This is a genomic window from Bacillus sp. 005/A4HT-01/001 (genome assembly GCF_004634445.1).
Classification (GTDB): domain Bacteria; phylum Bacillota; class Bacilli; order Bacillales; family Bacillaceae; genus Bacillus; species Bacillus altitudinis.
The window spans coordinates 188,444-207,795 of record NZ_SEIZ01000004.1 but is presented as its reverse complement, the minus strand read 5'-3'; the positions used below and the strand labels follow the sequence as shown (position 1 = coordinate 207,795).

General features: G+C 45.8%; 2 protein-coding genes. Both read left to right on the top strand.

The window, feature by feature from the left end:
* The first annotated feature begins 56 nt into the window (after positions 1-56).
* Complete coding sequence (locus ES896_RS13690; protein ID WP_167764458.1) at positions 57-10,772, top strand: non-ribosomal peptide synthetase; 10,716 nt, start codon at positions 57-59, stop codon at positions 10,770-10,772.
* A gap of 19 nt (positions 10,773-10,791) precedes the next feature.
* Positions 10,792-19,352, top strand: an 8,561-nt coding sequence (locus tag ES896_RS13685; protein ID WP_135226944.1) for a non-ribosomal peptide synthetase, incomplete at its 3' end; no start/stop codon positions are given.

The following is a 19,352-nucleotide window of genomic DNA, read 5'->3' as shown; positions in this document are numbered from 1 at the left end:
AGAGGGTGCAGGGTATCACAGTTGGTGGAGAAAACATAGAAGAGCGGAGGATGAGAATGAGTACAGTTTATTACCCCTTAACACATGCGCAAAAGCGAGTATTCTACACGGAAAGATTTTATCCAGGCACAAGTATTTCTAATTTGGGTGGGTTTGCCAAGTTAAGATCGGTATCAGGTCTAAATCCTTCTTTGATCGTGGATGTGCTTCAAGCGTACATTCGTGAAACTGATTCTCTTCGTTTAAGGCTGGTGTATCGACATGAGCAGGAGGAGCCCGTTCAATATATCAAGCCATATGAAAAACAGCCGATTCGTTTGGTGAAAGGCTGGAGTGAAAAGGAAGTCAGGGCGTGGGCGAACGAGGAGATTCGTGAGCCGATGGAACTGATTGATCGTTCCTTAATTGAATTTACGGTCTTTCAAATCAGTGATCAAGAGTGCTGGCTGTTCTGTAAAGCACATCATATTGTGGCTGATGGTATTTCAATTATCTTGATGGGAAACCGAATCATTGATCTATACCATGACATGTTGCAGGGGACAGACATCTCCCCAATTGAAGACATTTCCTTCGTTGATCACATCATGAGTGAGCAAACGTATGAATCTTCTAAACGTTTTCAGAAAGACCAAGCTTTTTGGAACGAGCAATTTGCCAATATTCCAGATTTCGCTTCTTTAACACCGCATAAAGGTTACGAGATGAGCTTACATGCGGAGAGATTTTCAGGGGATATTCCTGATTCTTTAAAGGAGAAGCTTCGAGTCTTTTGTGAAGAAGAGAAAGTCAGTATGCTTTCTATGTTTATGTCCGCTGTCTATATTTACTTGCACCGATTTAGCGGCATGGAGGATGTGGTCCTTGGAACTTTTATGGGCAATCGGACGAATGCAAAGGAAAAAAAGATGATTGGGATGTTTGTGTCGACCATTCCGATGCGCGCATCTGTGCAAGGATCCCTCACGTTTCTTGATTTCGTGAAGCAAGTCATGGCGGATCAGATGAAGATCTTGCGTCATCAAAAATATCCTTACAATGTGCTCATGAATGATTTAAGGGAAAGAGATGGATTTACAGGACGCCTGTTTGATATTTCTTTAGAGTATCAGGTCATGCAGTGGCAGAAAAAAGAGAATCTTTCGTTCATTACGGAGCCGATTTTTAGTGGAAGCGGGATGAATGATATATCGATTCATGTGAAAGACCGCTGGGATACAGATACATTGACCATTGATTTGGATTACCGTACAGATCTATTTAGTGAAGACGATATGAGTAAGCTGTTTGATCGATTGATTATTTTGCTGGAGGCGGCAGTCTCTCAGCCAGATCAGCTGATTGGGGCTCTCTCTTTACTGCCAGCAGATGAACAAAAGCAGTTGCTTCAATTATCTAAGGGAAAAGCATTTGATTTACCAGAAGCGAAACCAGTTCACCACTTATTTGATGAGGTAGCTAAAACGTATTCAGAACGGGCAGCTGTGGTAGCGGAAAATGGAACGTTCACTTATGGAGAGCTGTATCAAAAAGCGGACAAACTGGCACGATTTTTACAGATGAAAGGTGTCTCGCGTGATGTACCAGTTGCCGTTTTAATGGAACGGACGGCAGATGCGATGGCTGCCATTTTTGGGATATTAAAAGCTGGCGGTGCATATGTACCGATCGATCCGGCATTACCTGAGGAACGCATTCAATTTATTGTAGAAGATTCTGGTGCTTCTATCGTTTTAACAGAAGAATTGTTTGTTCAGCGATATTCATCCATTGCGGAAAAAATGATTGTCCAGCAGCATATGGAATTAGAAGATCGTCCGCTGCCTGAGCTGATCGATCAGACGACATCACAGGATTTGGCTTATCTCATTTATACATCGGGTACGACTGGAAAGCCGAAGGGAGTGATGATCGAGCATCTTCAGCTGCATCATTTGGTTCATGCCCTGCATCACGAAGTGTATGAGGGGGCAAATCAGCTTCAAGTGGCACTTCTTGCACCATTCCATTTCGATGCATCTGTTAAACAAATCTTTGCTGCTCTTTTATTTGGACATACGCTTCATATTGTGCCAAGAGAAACGACACGAAACGGTGTACAGCTAGCGACTTATTACAAAGAACATCAAATCAAAGCAACAGATGGAACGCCAGCACATGTGCAGCTTTTACTTGCAGCGGAGTTGGATGGGCTTGCACTGACTCACATGCTGATTGGGGGAGAAGCACTCCCTGCGAAAGCAGCGCAGGCGCTGATTGAAGCTGTGCGTGTCAGCCAGCCGGATTTTGCCTTGTGGAATGTGTATGGTCCGACAGAAACGTGTGTGGATGCGGCGGTTCACCGTCTAGATCTCAGTGAGCTGCAGAAGTCACCAGAACAGCGCTATGTGTCAATTGGAAAGCCACTGGGCCATCACCGGATTTATATTTTAAATGAACATGAACAACTACAGGTGCAGGGAGCTGTGGGAGAACTATGCATTGCGGGAATAGGAGTTGGACGGGGCTATGTGAATCAGCCTGAATTGACGGAGAAGGCATTCAGACCAGATCCATTTTTTCCTGAAGACCGGATGTATCGCACAGGTGATGTAGTGAGATGGCTTCCAGACGGCACAATTGATTACCTTGGAAGAATAGATGACCAAGTAAAAATAAGAGGTTACCGCATCGAAACAGGTGAAATTGAGGCGGTCATGGAGCAGGTAGACGGAGTCGATCAGGCTGTTGTCCTTGTCGTGGATGAACCGGACGGTGGAAAGGCTTTAAGTGCTTACTATCAAGCACGACAAGAATTTCTTTCCGTGGACACCCTGCAAGCCGCTATCAAACATCAGCTGCCAGCTTATATGATGCCGCTTTATTTCAAGCAGCTTGAGGCATTTCCACTGACAGTGAGTGGGAAAGTCGACCGGCGTGCGCTTGCTGCATTAAAGGGAGACAAGGCTGTCAGTGCTGTTTATGTAGCGCCTAGAAACGATGTAGAAACGAAGCTTGTTCGTTTGTGGGAAGACGTTCTTCATCAAGAGAACATAGGTGTGTACGACTCATTCTTTGACCTAGGCGGGCATTCACTCAAAGCGATGAAAGTTCTTACACTCGTTCAGCGGGCTTTTCAAGTGGAGGTCCCTTTATCTGTTTTATTTGAACAGCAAACGATTGCAGCACTTGCTGTTTATATTGAACAAGCGGAAAAGTCTTCACAAGTGGTCATACCGAAAGCACCGACTGCCGCCGATTATCCACTGTCACCAGCGCAGCAGCGTGTTTATATGGTGACTCAGTTGGAGCAGAGCATCGCCTATCATATGCCTGCCGTTGTGAAATTAAGAGGAACGCTGCAACGGGAGAAATTGGATGCAGCTTTTGAAAAACTGATCGCACGTCATGATATGCTGCGCACTTCTTTTCATACAGTCAAAGGAGTCCCTCGTCAGCGGGTAGCTTCATCCGTTCCATTTCAAATAGAACAGGTGACAGGCAGCACGATGGAAGAGAACATGCGTCAATTTGTCCGACCTTTTTATCTTGAGCAGGCTCCGCTTTTGCGTGTGGGGCTACAGTCTTTACATGATCAGGAGCATCTTCTCTATTTCGATATGCATCATCTAATTTCAGATGGTCTTTCAATTGATTTAATGCTGCGTGAGCTGTCTAACGCATATGAGGGATCAGTGAAAGCGCCATTGAAGCTTCAATATCAAGATTATGCTGTTTGGCAAGAACAACAGGCAGAGCAAGGCGGTCAAATAGATGAAGCGTTCTGGCTGAAAGAATTTTCAGGAGATATCCCTGCTTTGCAGCTGCTAACTGATTATCAGCGTCCGGCTGTCCAGTCTTTCGCTGGAGATCGCGTTCTCAGGAACATCGATGAGACGTTAACAGGCCGTTTGCAGGAGCTTGCAGCGAATCATCATACGACGCTGTATACCGTGTTGCTTTCTGCTTACTATACATTGCTTGCGAAATACACAGGTCAAAAGGAGTTTGTGGTGGGGACGCCAACAGCAGGCCGAGTGCATGCAGATTTGAATGACATGATCGGCATGTTTGTCCAAACACTTGCTTTACGTTCAGAGGTAGATCCGAACGGTTCAATGACACAGTTGATTGAGCAAGTAAAGGAAAAGACGATGAGGGCGTTTGAGCATCAGCAATATCCATTCGAGCGGCTGCTTGAAAAGCTAAATGTGCAAAGAGATTTTAGCCGCCATCCATTGTTTGATACGGTCTTTACTCTGACGCCAGATCATTCAACAACCCAGCATATTGGAGAGATGAAAGTCGAAGTCGAGGAAACCAATTTCCATATTGCGAAGTTTGATCTCACACTTCAAGCGACGGAGTCATGTCATGGTCTTTCCTTTGTTCTCGATTACAGTACGGCGTTATTTAAACGAAGTACAGCCGAGCAGATGCTCAAGCATTATGTTTATCTTCTGGAGCAGATGGTCGAAGTGCCGGAGCAAGAGATTCAATCATACCGTTTACTGTCTGAACATGAGGCAGCGGCTCAATTGAAGATGTGGAACCCGTTACCTACGCCTTATCCTGCGGAAGAAACCATTGTGACGCAATTTGAATCACAAGTACAGCAGCATGGTCACCAGCCTGCTTTGCAATATAAAGATGAGGTTCTTTCTTATCAAGAGCTGAATCGCAGAGTGAACCAGTTGGCTCATTATTTACACGAACATGGTTTTGAAAAAGGGATGAAAGCGGCTTTATTCTTTGAACGTTCCAATGAGATGGTGTTGTCGGTTTTAGCTGTGCTAAAGGCTGGCGGTGTCTATGTGCCAATTGATCCTGACTTCCCTGATGAACGTATCAAGCACTTTTTGACAGATAGTGGTGCACAGTTTGTCCTGACCCATCAGGTGCTGCGTCATCGTTCTGTGCTTACTGCGTTTGAAGGGAAAATCATAGAAACAGAAGATCAAGCCGTTGATCAGCAGTCAGAGAGCAATCCAGTTGTATGTGTTTCGCCTTTGGACTTGGCGAATTTGACCTACACATCTGGTACGACAGGCAAACCTAAAGGGAACATGGTGACGCATCGGAACATTTTGAGAACAGTGAAGCAGTCGAATTATCTCACCATTCATCATGAAGACACGGTGATGAGCCTTTCAAACTATGTATTCGATGCATTTATGTTTGATGTGTTTGGTGCTTTATTGAACGGAGCGAAACTCATTGTTTTGCCAAAGGATCAGATTTTAAATATGAATGAGCTTTCTGGCGCGATTGAGAAGGAAAAAGTCAGTATTTTAATGATCACGACCGCTCTATTTCACTTACTGATTGATATGAAAAAAGGCAGCCTGAAAAACGTCAGAAAAGTGCTGTTTGGCGGGGAACGTGCTTCTGTGCCGCATGTTGTGGCAGCGCTTGAAACGGTTGGAGAAGACAAACTTATTCATATGTATGGACCTTCTGAAAGCACGATTTTCACAACGTATTATCCGGTGAATCACATTGAAGAACAAGCACTGTCGATTCCGATCGGAAAGCCGGTGAGTCAAACGGCTGTTTATATTGTCGATGAGTTTGGACAAGTGCAGCCGCCGGGAGTTGCTGGAGAGCTTTGTGTTGCAGGTGATGGACTGGTCATGGGGTATTATCACCAACCAGAGTTAACGAGCGAAAAGTTTGTTGAAAATCCTTTCCGACCTGGTGAAGTCATGTACAAAACGGGCGATCTCGCACGATGGCTGTCAAATGGAGATATTGAATTCATTGGGCGAATCGATCATCAAGTCAAGATTCGAGGTCAGCGTATCGAGCTTGGCGAAATTGAACACCAGCTATTGCAGCATTCGCAAGTGAAGGAAGCCGTTGTCATTGCGATATCAAATGATACATTGTGTGCATATTTCACAGCAGAAGGTGCTGTTCCGCTGTCGGATTTACGTGAGCAAGCAGGACGAGAACTCCCTGTTTATATGATGCCAGCTTTCTTCATGCAATTAGACGAGCTGCCACTAACGGGCAATGGCAAGGTAGACAGACGGGCATTACCGGTACCTGATGTAAGTGAGCAGGCGGCAAATGAATACGTCCCTCCTCAATCAGATACAGAGCGTATATTGGCACACATTTGGGAGGAAGTTCTTGAGGTGCAGAAAATCGGCAGACATGATCATTTCTTTGAATGCGGTGGTCATTCACTGCGCGGCATGAAAATGCTGAACAGGCTCTATGAAGAGATGCATGTGGAATGTACGTTGAAAACATTATTTGAATCACCCACTTTAGAGGCGTTTGCCCTTGCGGTGGATCAAACAGATCGAACTGAAATCAGGCGAGTGGAGAAAGCGGAAGAAGCGGCTTTTTATCCTGTGACATCTGCTCAGAAAAGATTGTTTGTTCTGCAAAAAATGACAGATGCCGAGCAGAGCTATCATATGCCAGCTGCTTTAAAGCTTGAAGGTGTATTTGATGAAAAACGATTTAAAAAAGCCATTGACCAGCTTGTTCATCGTCATGAAGCATTCCGTACGAGCTTTGACTTCGTTCAGGGTGAACCTGTTCAGCGAATTGAAACGAATGTTTCTGTGAACATTGAAAACATCGAAGGGGAAGGCCGAGACATTCAGCAATTAATGAATGATTTTATCCGTCCATTTGATATAGAAAAAGCGCCGCTGCTTAGAGTGGGGCTTGTGTCTGAATCGGAGAGTGTTCATTATTTGTTGATTGATATGCACCACATCATTTCAGATGGTGCGTCTGTCGGTATTTTAATTGATGAGCTATCGATCTTGTATCGAGGAGACGAACTTGATGAATTGCCTATTCAATATAAGGACTATGCGGTTTGGTCAAACAGTGAAGAATCTCTTGTGAAAAAAGCGGAAGAAGCGGCGTTTTGGTTGGCACAATTACAAGGAGAACTGCCTGTTTTGGCGCTGCCTGAGGATCTTCCGAGACCAAAGGTTCAGACGTTTGAAGGGGACCGCGTCGAATTCTCTATAGACGGTGCGCTTAAAGCGCAATTGGATGAGTTGGTTAGATCACTCAACAGTACAACGTATACAGTGCTGCTTGCTTGCTACAGTACACTTTTAAGCAAGCTTTCGAGACAAGAAGACATCATGATCGGTTCTCCAGTGGTGGGCAGAACTCATCCTGATATTCAATCAGTCATCGGCATGTTTGTGAATACGCTGGCACTCAGAACAAAACCAGAAGGACATCAGACATTTTCTCAATTTGCGTCAACAGTTCATGAGCTTGTGTTAGCGGCAAATGAACATCAACTTTACCCATTTGAAGAATTGGTGGACCAAGTGCAAACGGTTCGCGACACAAGCCGCCATCCAATCTTTGATGTGGTGTTCTCGATGGAAAATGCAGATATTCGTGACTTGTCGATGGATGGACTTCACATTGTTCCACAATCATTCAATGAGAATATAGCCAAATTTGACTTAACCTTAACTGGAAACGAATCTGACGATCAAATCGAGCTTGTGTTTGATTTTAATTCTTCTATCTTTGAACGGTCGTCGATTGAGAAGTGGAAGGAGTATTTCCTTTACTTGATCGAACAAATGGTGTCAGCACCAGATCAATTATTAGATCAGATGCAATTATTATCACCAGCGCAGCAGCAAAAACTGCTTGATGAATGGTCAGGCCCTATCCTAAATGTCCCGACAGATCAAACGGTTCATGCATTGATTGAGGCGAAGTCACAGGAAGTACCTGATCAAAAAGCCGTAACTTTCTGCGGCACAAGCTGGACGTATGAAGAACTGAACAACCGGGCGAATACAGTCGCCGCAAGACTTATGTCCAGCGGCACAAAACCGGGAGACCGCATCGGCATTCTCACGCGTCCATCGCTCGAGATGACAGCCGCTGTTCTCGGAGTTCTCAAAGCAGGTGCGGCATTCGTGCCGATTGATGCCGATTATCCAGCGCAGCGCATTGCCTATATGCTGGAAGATTGCGGGGCAGAGGTCCTTCTGATTCAGAAAGGGCTCACTGCACCACGTTCTTTCACAGGTCATACCCTCTTCATAGAAGAGGCAGTAGAAGGAGAAGCACACGAGATTCAGGTTCCTGTTAAACCAACAGATCTCGCCTATATGATTTACACATCTGGAACGACTGGACAGCCGAAGGGTGTCATGGTCGAGCACCAGTCCCTTGTCAATCTCGCCTACTGGCACAATGATGCTTTCCAGGTGACGAAACAAGACCGAACCGCCAAATATGCCGGCTTTGGCTTTGATGCCTCCATTTGGGAGATGTTCCCGACGTGGATCGCTGGCGCAGAGCTCCATATCATCGACGAAGCGATTCGCCTCGATATGATCAAGCTCAATTCGTATTTTAATCACGAAGGCATTACCATTGCGTTCCTGCCAACACAGCTATGTGAGCAGTTTATGTCGATGGACAATCATTCTCTCCGTTACTTACTGACAGGCGGGGACAAGCTAAAACAGGTGAAGCCCGTTCCATACAAACTCGTCAATAACTACGGCCCAACAGAAAATACGGTCGTGGCGACAAGCGGGATCATTGATCCAGATCAAGGCACGCTTCCTATCGGAACAGCGATTGCCAATACTCGTTTTTACATTATGGGTTCGTTATATGACCTCTCGCCGCAAGGCGTACCGGGTGAGCTCGTGATTGCGGGGAAAGGACTGGCAAGAGGCTACTGGAATCTCCCAGAGGAAACGGACAAACGGTTTGTCCCAGATCCATTTTATCCAGGAGAGCGCATGTACCGTACAGGTGACTTGGTGAAATGGACAGAGGATGGCGAACTGATCTATCTCGGCAGAAAAGACCATCAAGTGAGCATCCGCGGATTCCGTATTGAGCTGTCAGAAATTGAAGCGCAGCTCCTTGCGCTGGATTCAGTCCAAGAAGCCGTCGTGACAACGGTCAAAGACGCAAGTGATCAAGACGCTCTTGTCGCTTACGTCATCACAGATAAAGAAACGGGCACTTTGAAAGAAAGCCTAAAGCGCACCTTACCTGAATATATGGTGCCATCATGGATCATTAAGCTAGCCCAACTGCCGATGACGGCAAATGGCAAAGTGGATCTCAAAGCACTGCCAGCACCTGATGTGGAAGCGAATCAAACAGCATACGAAGCCCCAAGAGATGAAGTGGAAACACTGCTTTGCGGCATTTGGGAAGATGTGCTTGGCGTCAGCCAAGTCGGTATTCACGACCATTTCTTCTTCCTTGGCGGAGATTCGATTAAAGGCATCCAAATGGCAAGCAGACTCACGCAAGAAGGCTGGAAGCTCGATATGAAACTACTTTTCCAATACCCAACGATTGCGGAGCTTCGCCCATATATCGAAGAAGCGGACCTTCTCACAGCCGATCAATCACCTGTGGAAGGAGAGGTCATTTTAACACCAATTCAGCGCTGGTTCTTTGAACGGAACTTCAGCAGCCAGCATCATTGGAATCAGTCCGTTATGCTCCATGCGGCAAATGGTTTGGATGAAGCGCTTGTCAAGCAAGTGCTCGAGCAGATGATGACCCATCATGATGCTTTGCGATTGGTTTATCCGATAGAAGAAGGACGCATCATCCAGCGTCATCGTGGAGTAGACGAAAACGATGTAGCGGTGGACGTGATAGAAGTACAAGGAGAACGATCACAGCAAATCGAGCACGTAGAAAAGCTGGCAAATGAAGTGCAGGCGAGTATTTCTTTAACAGAGGGACCGTTAGTCAAACCTGCGATTTTCCGTACGGATCATGGAGATCACTTATTGCTCGTTGTACATCACCTTGTCATTGATGGTGTGTCATGGCGTATTTTCCTTGAAGACTTCATGGCTCTTTATGAGCAGGCGAAGCGTGGGGAAGAGCTGACACTTCCTGAAAAAACACATTCATTCCAAGCATATGCCCAGAAGTTGACGGAATATGCAGTGTCAGATGAGCTGCTGGCAGAAAGGGACTATTGGAAAAAGGTACTTGGGCATTTAACTGCACCTCTGCAAAAGGATCATGTTACAGAGGATCAAAGAATGCTGCATACAAAAACCATTCGCTTTACGCTGTCTGAGGAAGAAACACGCAGTCTACTGACAGAAGTACATGAGGCGTACCATACGGAAATCAATGACATTTTGCTAACCGCTTTAGGATTGACCCTGAAAGAGTGGACAGGAGAAGACAGACACTTTATTCACCTTGAAGGACATGGAAGGGAAGACATCCTTCCGGCGGTCAATGTGTCGCGGACCATCGGCTGGTTTACGAGCATGTATCCTGTGCTACTTGATTTGTCGCATGCGGAGGATCTTTCGTATCAAATCAAGCTTTTGAAAGAAGAGCTCAGACACATTCCGAACAAGGGAATCGGCTATGGCGTTTTAAAATACTTAACGCCTGACAAAATGAAGGACGGTCTCGCATTTGATGTCACGCCAGATATCAGCTTTAACTATCTTGGTCAGTTTGATGAACAGATTGGCGGGGGTGAACTAAGTCGATCCACTTGGCAGGCAGGTCAATCATTAAGTCCAGAATCAGAGAAACCTCATGCATTAGATATTGTTGGTTTCGTAGAACAGGGCATGTTCCATATGACGATGTCATATCACCAGCTTGAATTCGAAGAGCAAACGATGGAACAGTTCAAGGACCTTTTAGAAAAGAACGTGAAGGCACTCATCTCACATTGTGTATCACAAGATGAAGCGCAAATTACGCCTAGTGATGTAGGAGACGATGACCTGACCATGGATGAACTTGAAAAGCTAATGGATATATTTTAAGCAAACGAAGAGGTGGACTATGAGCAAACAGAAGATTCAAAAGGTATATCCTTTAACACCAATGCAAGAAGGTATGTTATATCATGCCATGCTAGACCCTAATTCGTCCTCTTATTTCACACAGCTGGAGCTTGGAATAAGAGGGGAGTTTGATCTCGATCTTTTTGAAAAAAGTCTCAATGAGCTCATCGGCACATATGACATTCTCCGTACAGCCTTTGTCTATCAGCAATTACAGAAGCCTCGTCAGGTTGTACTGGCAGAGCGCAATCTAGATGTGTATAGAGAGAATCTATCTCACCTGAACCATCAGGAACAGCAAAAGGTACTAGATCAATATAAAAAGCAAGTGAGAAAGCAAGGCTTTCATTTAACGAATGATTTGTTATTGAAGGTCGCTGTTTTTCAACTGAATGAAACAAACTGGCATCTCATTTGGAGCAACCATCACATCATCATGGATGGTTGGTCCATGGGAGTTTTGATGAAAAAATTGTTTCATTACTACGAATCTTATCGGAACGGCAAAACGCCGGATCGCTCACAAGGAAAACCTTATGCAGATTATATTCAGTGGCTTGGCAAGCAAAATCAACAAGCAGCGGAAGGCTATTGGAAGGATCGCTTAGATGGTGCGATTCAGCATCAAGGGCTTTTGCAGCAAAAAGAAGCGAACGGACAATATGACCATCAGGAATGGACGTTCACATGGGATGCTGAAATGGTCAGCACCATTCAAGAGATCGCAAGGAATTGCCAAGTGACAGCACCGAATCTATTCCAGGCTGTTTGGTCGGTTCTTTTAGGCACTTACCATGCGGCACATGATGTCACTTTCGGAACAGTCGTATCTGGCAGGCCACCAAGTGTGGCTGGTATAGAACAGATGGCAGGACTTTTTATCAATACAATACCGGTCAGGGTAGAAATGAATCAGGAAGACACCTTCAAACAGCTGTTTCAAAAAGTTCAGCAGCATGCGCTGGAAGCGGAAAACTATGATTTTATGCCGCTTTATGACATTCAGCAACAGACAGCTGCAGGAGGACAACTCTTCGATCACTTGGTCGGGTTTGAGAACTATCCTTTAGATCAAGAGCTATCTGGTGACACCATGTCGGAACGTCTAGGGTTTTCCATTGATGTAAAAGACGGATTTGAACAAACGAATTTCGATCTAAATGTCCTCGTATATCCAGGTGAAACATGGACATTGAAAATCAAATACAATGCGGTGGCTTTTGAAGAAGAGGTCATTGAAAAAATATCGAAACACCTGACCAACCTCATGAAGCAGATCATCGAGAATCCGGAAGTTCGCCTTCATGACGTGACGTGTATCACCGAAGAAGAAAAACAGCAGATTGAAGCATGGAACAAGACAGAACGAGATTATCCAAAGCATCTGTCTATTCCTGAGCTTCTTAAAGAACGCATTCAAACGCAGCCAGACCATCTGGCGTTAGTCGAAGGAGAGCGGGCATTCACCTATGAAGAACTTGGCCAAGAAATCCATCGTGTTGCGGGATATTTGATTGATAGCGGAGTGAAACAAGAAGATGCCGTCGCAGTGTATATGAATCGATCTGCTGAAGCAGTGATCGCCATTTTAGCGATTCTTCAAGCAGGGGCTGCTTATGTACCAATTGATCCAGCCCAGCCAGAGGATAGAATCCGCTTTATGCTTGAAGACAGCGGCGCATCCGTTCTGCTCTATGCGGACAGCCAGCCGCCAGTTCATGAAAGTATCCAAGCCGTTCGTGTGTCGGACATATCGAATCAGTCCAACGGACCATTCGAAGTCGAGACCTCTCCTTCGCAATTGGCGTATATCATGTACACGTCGGGGTCAACCGGCCAGCCAAAAGGTGTTCAAATTGAGCATCAGCATATTGTCAGATTGGCATGTTCTCAGGAGACACTGGGCTTGAACAAGTCGGATCGTATGGCACATACAGGAGCAGTCAGCTTTGATGCCATTACTTTTGAAATTTTCACCACACTGCTGAACGGTGCAACGCTTTATCCTGTTGACCGTGACACGTTATTGGACATCAACCGGTTTGAACGCTTTATCCAAACGAATCAAATCTCGGCGCTCTTTTTAACGACAGGTTTGTTTAATCAACTCGCTCAGCAGCGACCGCATATGTTTAAAGGATTGTCCAAATTGATCACAGGCGGTGATGTGATCAATGTGAAAAGTGCAGAGCTTGTGAAGAAACATCATCCATCACTTGTTTTACTGAATGCGTATGGCCCAACAGAAAACACCACCATCTCGACCATTTATGAGGTGAGAGGGGATGAAACGGGCACGATTCCAATTGGTCAGCCGATCAATCATTCGTCCGCTTACATTTTAGATGACAATCAAAGACTTCAGCCAATTGGTGCGCCAGGAGAGCTGTATGTCGGCGGTGACGGTGTCTCAAGAGGATATCTCCATCGTCCAGAATTAACAAAGCAAGTATTTATCGCTGATCCTTTCAAGGCAGAAGGGCGTTTGTATCGAACAGGAGATTTGGCTAGGTACGGTTCAAATGGTCAAATCGAATTCCTCGGACGGACAGATGATCAAGTGAAAATCCGTGGTTTCCGTATTGAGCTCGGTGAAATTGAAACGGTTCTTCAACAAGAGGCGGGGATCGATGAGGCGGTTGTGCTCATCCATGCGTCTCCTTCAGAAGAAAAAGAAATGACCGCTTACTATACGGGAACGATCAGAGAAGAAGAGGTGCGGGCTTTATTTCATCAAGCACTGCCAGCATATATGGTACCTCATCACGTCATGAAGCTAGATGCTTTCCCGCTTACAGCAAACGGAAAGGTCGATCGAAAAGCTTTACCAACGCCTGACGAAGCTCATCGTGAAGAAGTCAGGATCATTCCGCCTGAAACTGAGACGGAAAAGGCGCTTGCTCAAATTTGGGAGGAACTGCTTGGGAAAGCGGTGGGAATAGATGAGCATTTCTTCATGACTGGCGGACATTCACTCAAAGCAATGATGATGTCAGCCAAAATCCAAGAAGTGTTCCAAAAGGAAGTTCCGATTCAAGTGATATTCGAAAAGCCAACGGTTCGATCGCTTGCGTCATACATTGACCAGGACGGTCAAGAAGAACAAGGACATCCGATCTTACCCGCAGCGAAGGCGGAGGACTATCCAGTGTCACCAGCTCAGCGGCGCTTATACATTTTACAAACACTTGAACCTAAGAGTACGAACTATCATATTCCGATCGTCTTAACGCTTGAAGGTACGCTCGATCATCAGCGGCTCACCTCAGCATTTGATGAATTGATTCAAACGCATGAAATCTTAAGAACGAGTTTTCATATGAAAGGCGAGAACATCGTCCAAAGGGTACATGAAAGAGCGGCATTTGACCTCCCTGTCCATGATGTAAAGGAAGAAGAGGCCGAGGCATTTCTTGCTGAACGTCAGGCGCCGTTTGATTTGACAGCCGCTCCCCTCCTGCGGGCACAGTTGCTCAAAGTGAGTCATGATCGTCATCTATTAGTCTTGGAAGCACATCACCTCATTACAGATGGCAGCTCCATGAAGACGTTCATTCAGGATTTGGCGAAAGCCTATGATGGAGAGGCACTTGCAGAAAGAGCCATTCATTATAAAGATTACGCTGTCTGGCAGTTAAGTGAAGAAGAAACAGAGAAACAGCGTGCGCATGAAGCGTATTGGCTGAAGCAATACGAAGGAGATGTACCGGTTTTAGATTTGCCGACAGACTACCCACGTCCAGTGGAACGTGATTTTTCTGGAGAACGGGTGATGTTTGGCTGTGATCAAGCGACAACTCAGCGTATTCATGAGCTGCTCAAGAAAACAGATACGACGCTGTACATGTTCTTGTTATCTGCATTTCAAGTGCTGCTCGCTTCCTACAGCGGACAGGAAGATATCATTGTCGGATCTCCTGTTGCGGGGCGAACACATCCAGATATTCAGGACATGCCGGGGATGTTCATCAATACCATTGCGATGCGCGGGAAACCGGAACAAACAAAGTCATTTTTACAGCTGCTTAAAGAAATAAAAGAAACGAGTGTAGATGCTTTTGCACATCAAAGCTATCCGCTCGAAGAGTTAATCGCGCGTCTGCCGCTTGATCGTGATACAACCCGAAGCCCGCTCTTTAGTGTTTCGTTTAATATGCAGAACATGGATGTTCCTGCACTAAAGCTCGGCGATCTGAACATTTCGCCTTATGCAATGCAGCACCGATCCGTCAAATTTGATCTGTCTCTAGAAGCATTTGAACGTGAGGGAGAAATAAAACTAAGCCTAGACTATGCAACGGCATTATTTAAAGAGGAAACCATCCGCCGGTTCGGAACACATCTTCTTGCGATTATTCGTGAGGCGGTCCAGCATCCGAATGAACAAATTGGCTTGTTCAACCTCTTGGATCAGCATGAACAAATGGAGCGGCTGGAGAAAAGGGATGGAGAACAAACAGGTCAACATGAGCCGTACCATGTGCAATTTTCACGTCAAGCCATGGAAACGCCTGATGCCATTGCGGTGATGGATGGTGAAAGGAAGCTGACCTACCGTGAACTAGATCACATGTCCAATGCTCTTTGCAGTGAGCTGAAGATGCAAGGCGTAGAGAAAGAAAGCACAGTCGCACTTATTCTTGATCGCTCTGTCTATGTCATTGTCTCGATGCTAGGTGTAATGAAAGCGGGCGGTGCATTTGTACCAATTGATCCAGCTTTTCCTGCGGAACGTATTCGTTACACATTAAAAGATTCAGGGGCAAAAGTCATCGTGGCAAATGAGTCTCTTGGCGATTCCTATCATCATCTCAAGTCGATTCAGGTCGTACATGTGGAGAAAGCCGTCCAACGAAACGATTCTCTAGACCTGCCGGACGTATCGGTTGATCAACTGGCTTATGTGATTTACACATCTGGAACAACAGGGAAGCCAAAGGGTGTACAGCTCACGCATCGTAATCTATCACACTACGTCAATTGGTTGACACATGAAGTGACTTTACAAGAATGCGATCGAACGGCACTCCTGTCTTCTTATGCATACGACCTTGGTTACACAAGCATTTTCCCGGTTCTAAAAGCAGGCGGGACACTCTATATTCCTCGTGAAGACGTGTATACAGACCCTGTACGTCTCATGCGTTTTATTGATGAACAAGAGCTGACTTATATCAAAATGACACCATCCTTATTTCATATGATGGCAGATTCAAAGGGATATACATTTGACGCTTTACGGCTTGTGGTATTGGGAGGAGAACCGATTGTCTCTGAAGATGTTGAAACATTTATGAAGCAGCATCCATGCGTGGCAGTGATGAACCATTACGGTCCGACAGAAACAACGATTGGTACAGTGAGCAAGCTAATGACACCGCATGAGCTGGATGCTTTAAAGGAGCGTTCTATCATCGGAAAGCCTATTGCTCATACAAGAGCGCTCGTATGCAATCGCGAGCAACGCCTTGTCCCTTATGGCGCACCGGGTGAGCTCTACATTTCAGGTGATGGTGTTTCAAAAGGTTATTTGAATCAGCCTGAATTAACAGCAGAGCGTTTTCTTGAAAATCCTTATTTCCCTCAAGAGCGGATGTATCGAACGGGAGATTTGGTCAGACAGCATGCAAATGGGGAGATTGAATTCCTTGGAAGAGTAGACGATCAAGTGAAAATTCGCGGTTATCGAATTGAGAAACAAGAAATTGAGCATGCCGCACGTGCCCTTTCAACCATTCAAAAAGTGTATGTCAAAGTGATCAACACGTCTCGTTTACCGGAGCTGGCGTTATATTATACAGCACCTGATCACATTGGAACGCTGACATTTAGAGAAAAGCTTTCAGAGACACTGCCGGATTACATGATTCCTACTTATTTTGTCAAAGTGGATCATATGCCGCTGACGCAAAACGGAAAAGTAGATGCGAAATCTCTGCCGCTTCCTCATGAGGCACATATGAACCGCACGGCACACGCAGCACCAGAAACGGCGCTTGAGAAGACGCTTTGTGATATTTGGTCAGATGTTCTTGGAATTGAGAAAGTTGGCATTGATGACCATTTCTTTGAATTAGGCGGGCATTCTCTGAAAGGCATGGTGCTCATTTCGAAAATCCAAGCCAAACTGAATCAGCATGTTCCACTCAAGGTTCTTTTTGAAAAGCCAACGATACGGGCGATAGCTGCCTATTTGAAAGAAGCTGATGCTTCGCTTGTTACATCCATTCAGCCAGCGGAAAAGCAAGATTTCTATCCAGTCTCTTCCGCACAAAAGCGAATGTACGTATTACAGCAGCTGCATCCAGAATCCGTCACCTACCATATGCCAGCCGTTTTCATGATGGAAGGAAACCTTGATTTGAAGCAGCTAGAAGGAGCGATTCACGCTTTAATTGATAGACATGAGTCATTGCGGACAGCCTTTGTTGAAATTGACGGCAGTCCCGTCCAAAAAATTTATCGCTGTGTGCCGTTTACGTTACAGATGGTTGAAGTAGAAAGCGATCAGGTACAATCCGTCGTAGACAACTTCATGACACCATTCTCATTACATCAAGCACCTCTAATGAGGGCGAAAGTGGCAAAGCTGTCTGATGACAAATATGTGTTCATGATGGATATGCACCATATCATCGCAGACGGGGTGACACGCAGTCTGCTCATTCAAGAATTAGCGGAGTTGTATGAGCATAAGACGTTACCGCCAGTTCAGTTGCACTACAAGGATTATGCGGTATGGCAGCAAGAGGAAGAGCAGCAAGCAGCACTTGAAAAACAGCGGCAGTATTGGCTGGAGCAATATGCACAGCCGCCAGAAGACTTGGCACTTCCGCTTGATTTCCCTCGGCCTAGTGTGCAGTCATTTGCAGGAGACCGGGTGGATAGATGGCTGTCTGCTGAAAAGGCGCAGCATCTCAAAGCGCTCATGGCTGAAAAAAATGTGAGCTTGAACATGGTGATGCAAACGGCCTTTGCCATTCTCCTTCATAAATTGACTGGGCAGCATGACATCGTCATAGGTGCTGTAACGGCTGGCCGTACACATGCGTCAATCGAACGGATTCCGGGCATGTTTGTGAATACACTGGCCCTTCGACATGACGTTCAGTTAGAAGAAACTGCAGAGCATCTGCTAGAAAAAATAAAAGATCACAATCTATCAGCTTATGAACATCAAGGATTCCCGTTTGAGGATTTGGTCGCGCAGTTAGACCTTCCGAAAGACACGAGCCGCAACCCGTTGTTTAGTGTCATGATGACAACGGATGACCGTGATCTGACGTTACCGAATTTGAACGGACTTACGCTTTCACACAAACAGCAAGAAGCCGTTCAGGCAAAGTTTGATTTAACGCTCGGCATCTTTGAGGAACAAGATCAAGTGGGCTTGCGCTTTGAATATGCAGCGGCACTATTTAAAAAGAGTACCATTCAGCGATGGAGTCAATATTTTGAGCGAATCATAGACGAAATGCTTGCGAAATTGAATCAGCCGATCTCGACCATCTCCATCTTAACAAAAGAAGAAGAGCGACATCTGCTTGATGATTGGTCCGGACCTGTCCTAAATGTCCCGACAGATCAAACGGTTCATGCATTGATTGAGGCGAAGTCACAGGAAGTACCTGATCAAAAAGCCGTAACTTTCTGCGGCACAAGCTGGACGTATGAAGAACTGAACAACCGGGCGAATACAGTCGCCGCAAGACTTATGTCCAGCGGCACAAAACCGGGAGACCGCATCGGCATTCTCACGCGTCCATCGCTCGAGATGACAGCCGCTGTTCTCGGAGTTCTCAAAGCAGGTGCGGCATTCGTGCCGATTGATGCCGATTATCCAGCGCAGCGCATTGCCTATATGCTGGAAGATTGCGGGGCAGAGGTCCTTCTGATTCAGAAAGGGCTCACTGCACCACGTTCTTTCACAGGTCATACCCTCTTCATAGAAGAGGCAGTAGAAGGAGAAGCACACGAGATTCAGGTTCCTGTTAAACCAACAGATCTCGCCTATATGATTTACACATCTGGAACGACTGGACAGCCGAAGGGTGTCATGGTCGAGCACCAGTCCCTTGTCAATCTCGCCTACTGGCACAATGATGCTTTCCAGGTGACGAAACAAGACCGAACCGCCAAATATGCCGGCTTTGGCTTTGATGCCTCCATTTGGGAGATGTTCCCGACGTGGATCGCTGGCGCAGAGCTCCATATCATCGACGAAGCGATTCGCCTCGATATGATCAAGCTCAATTCGTATTTTAATCACGAAGGCATTACCATTGCGTTCCTGCCAACACAGCTATGTGAGCAGTTTATGTCGATGGACAATCATTCTCTCCGTTACTTACTGACAGGCGGGGACAAGCTAAAACAGGTGAAGCCCGTTCCATACAAACTCGTCAATAACTACGGCCCAACAGAAAATACGGTCGTGGCGACAAGCGGGATCATTGATCCAGATCAAGGCACGCTTCCTATCGGAACAGCGATTGCCAATACTCGTTTTTACATTATGGGTTCGTTATATGACCTCTCGCCGCAAGGCGTACCGGGTGA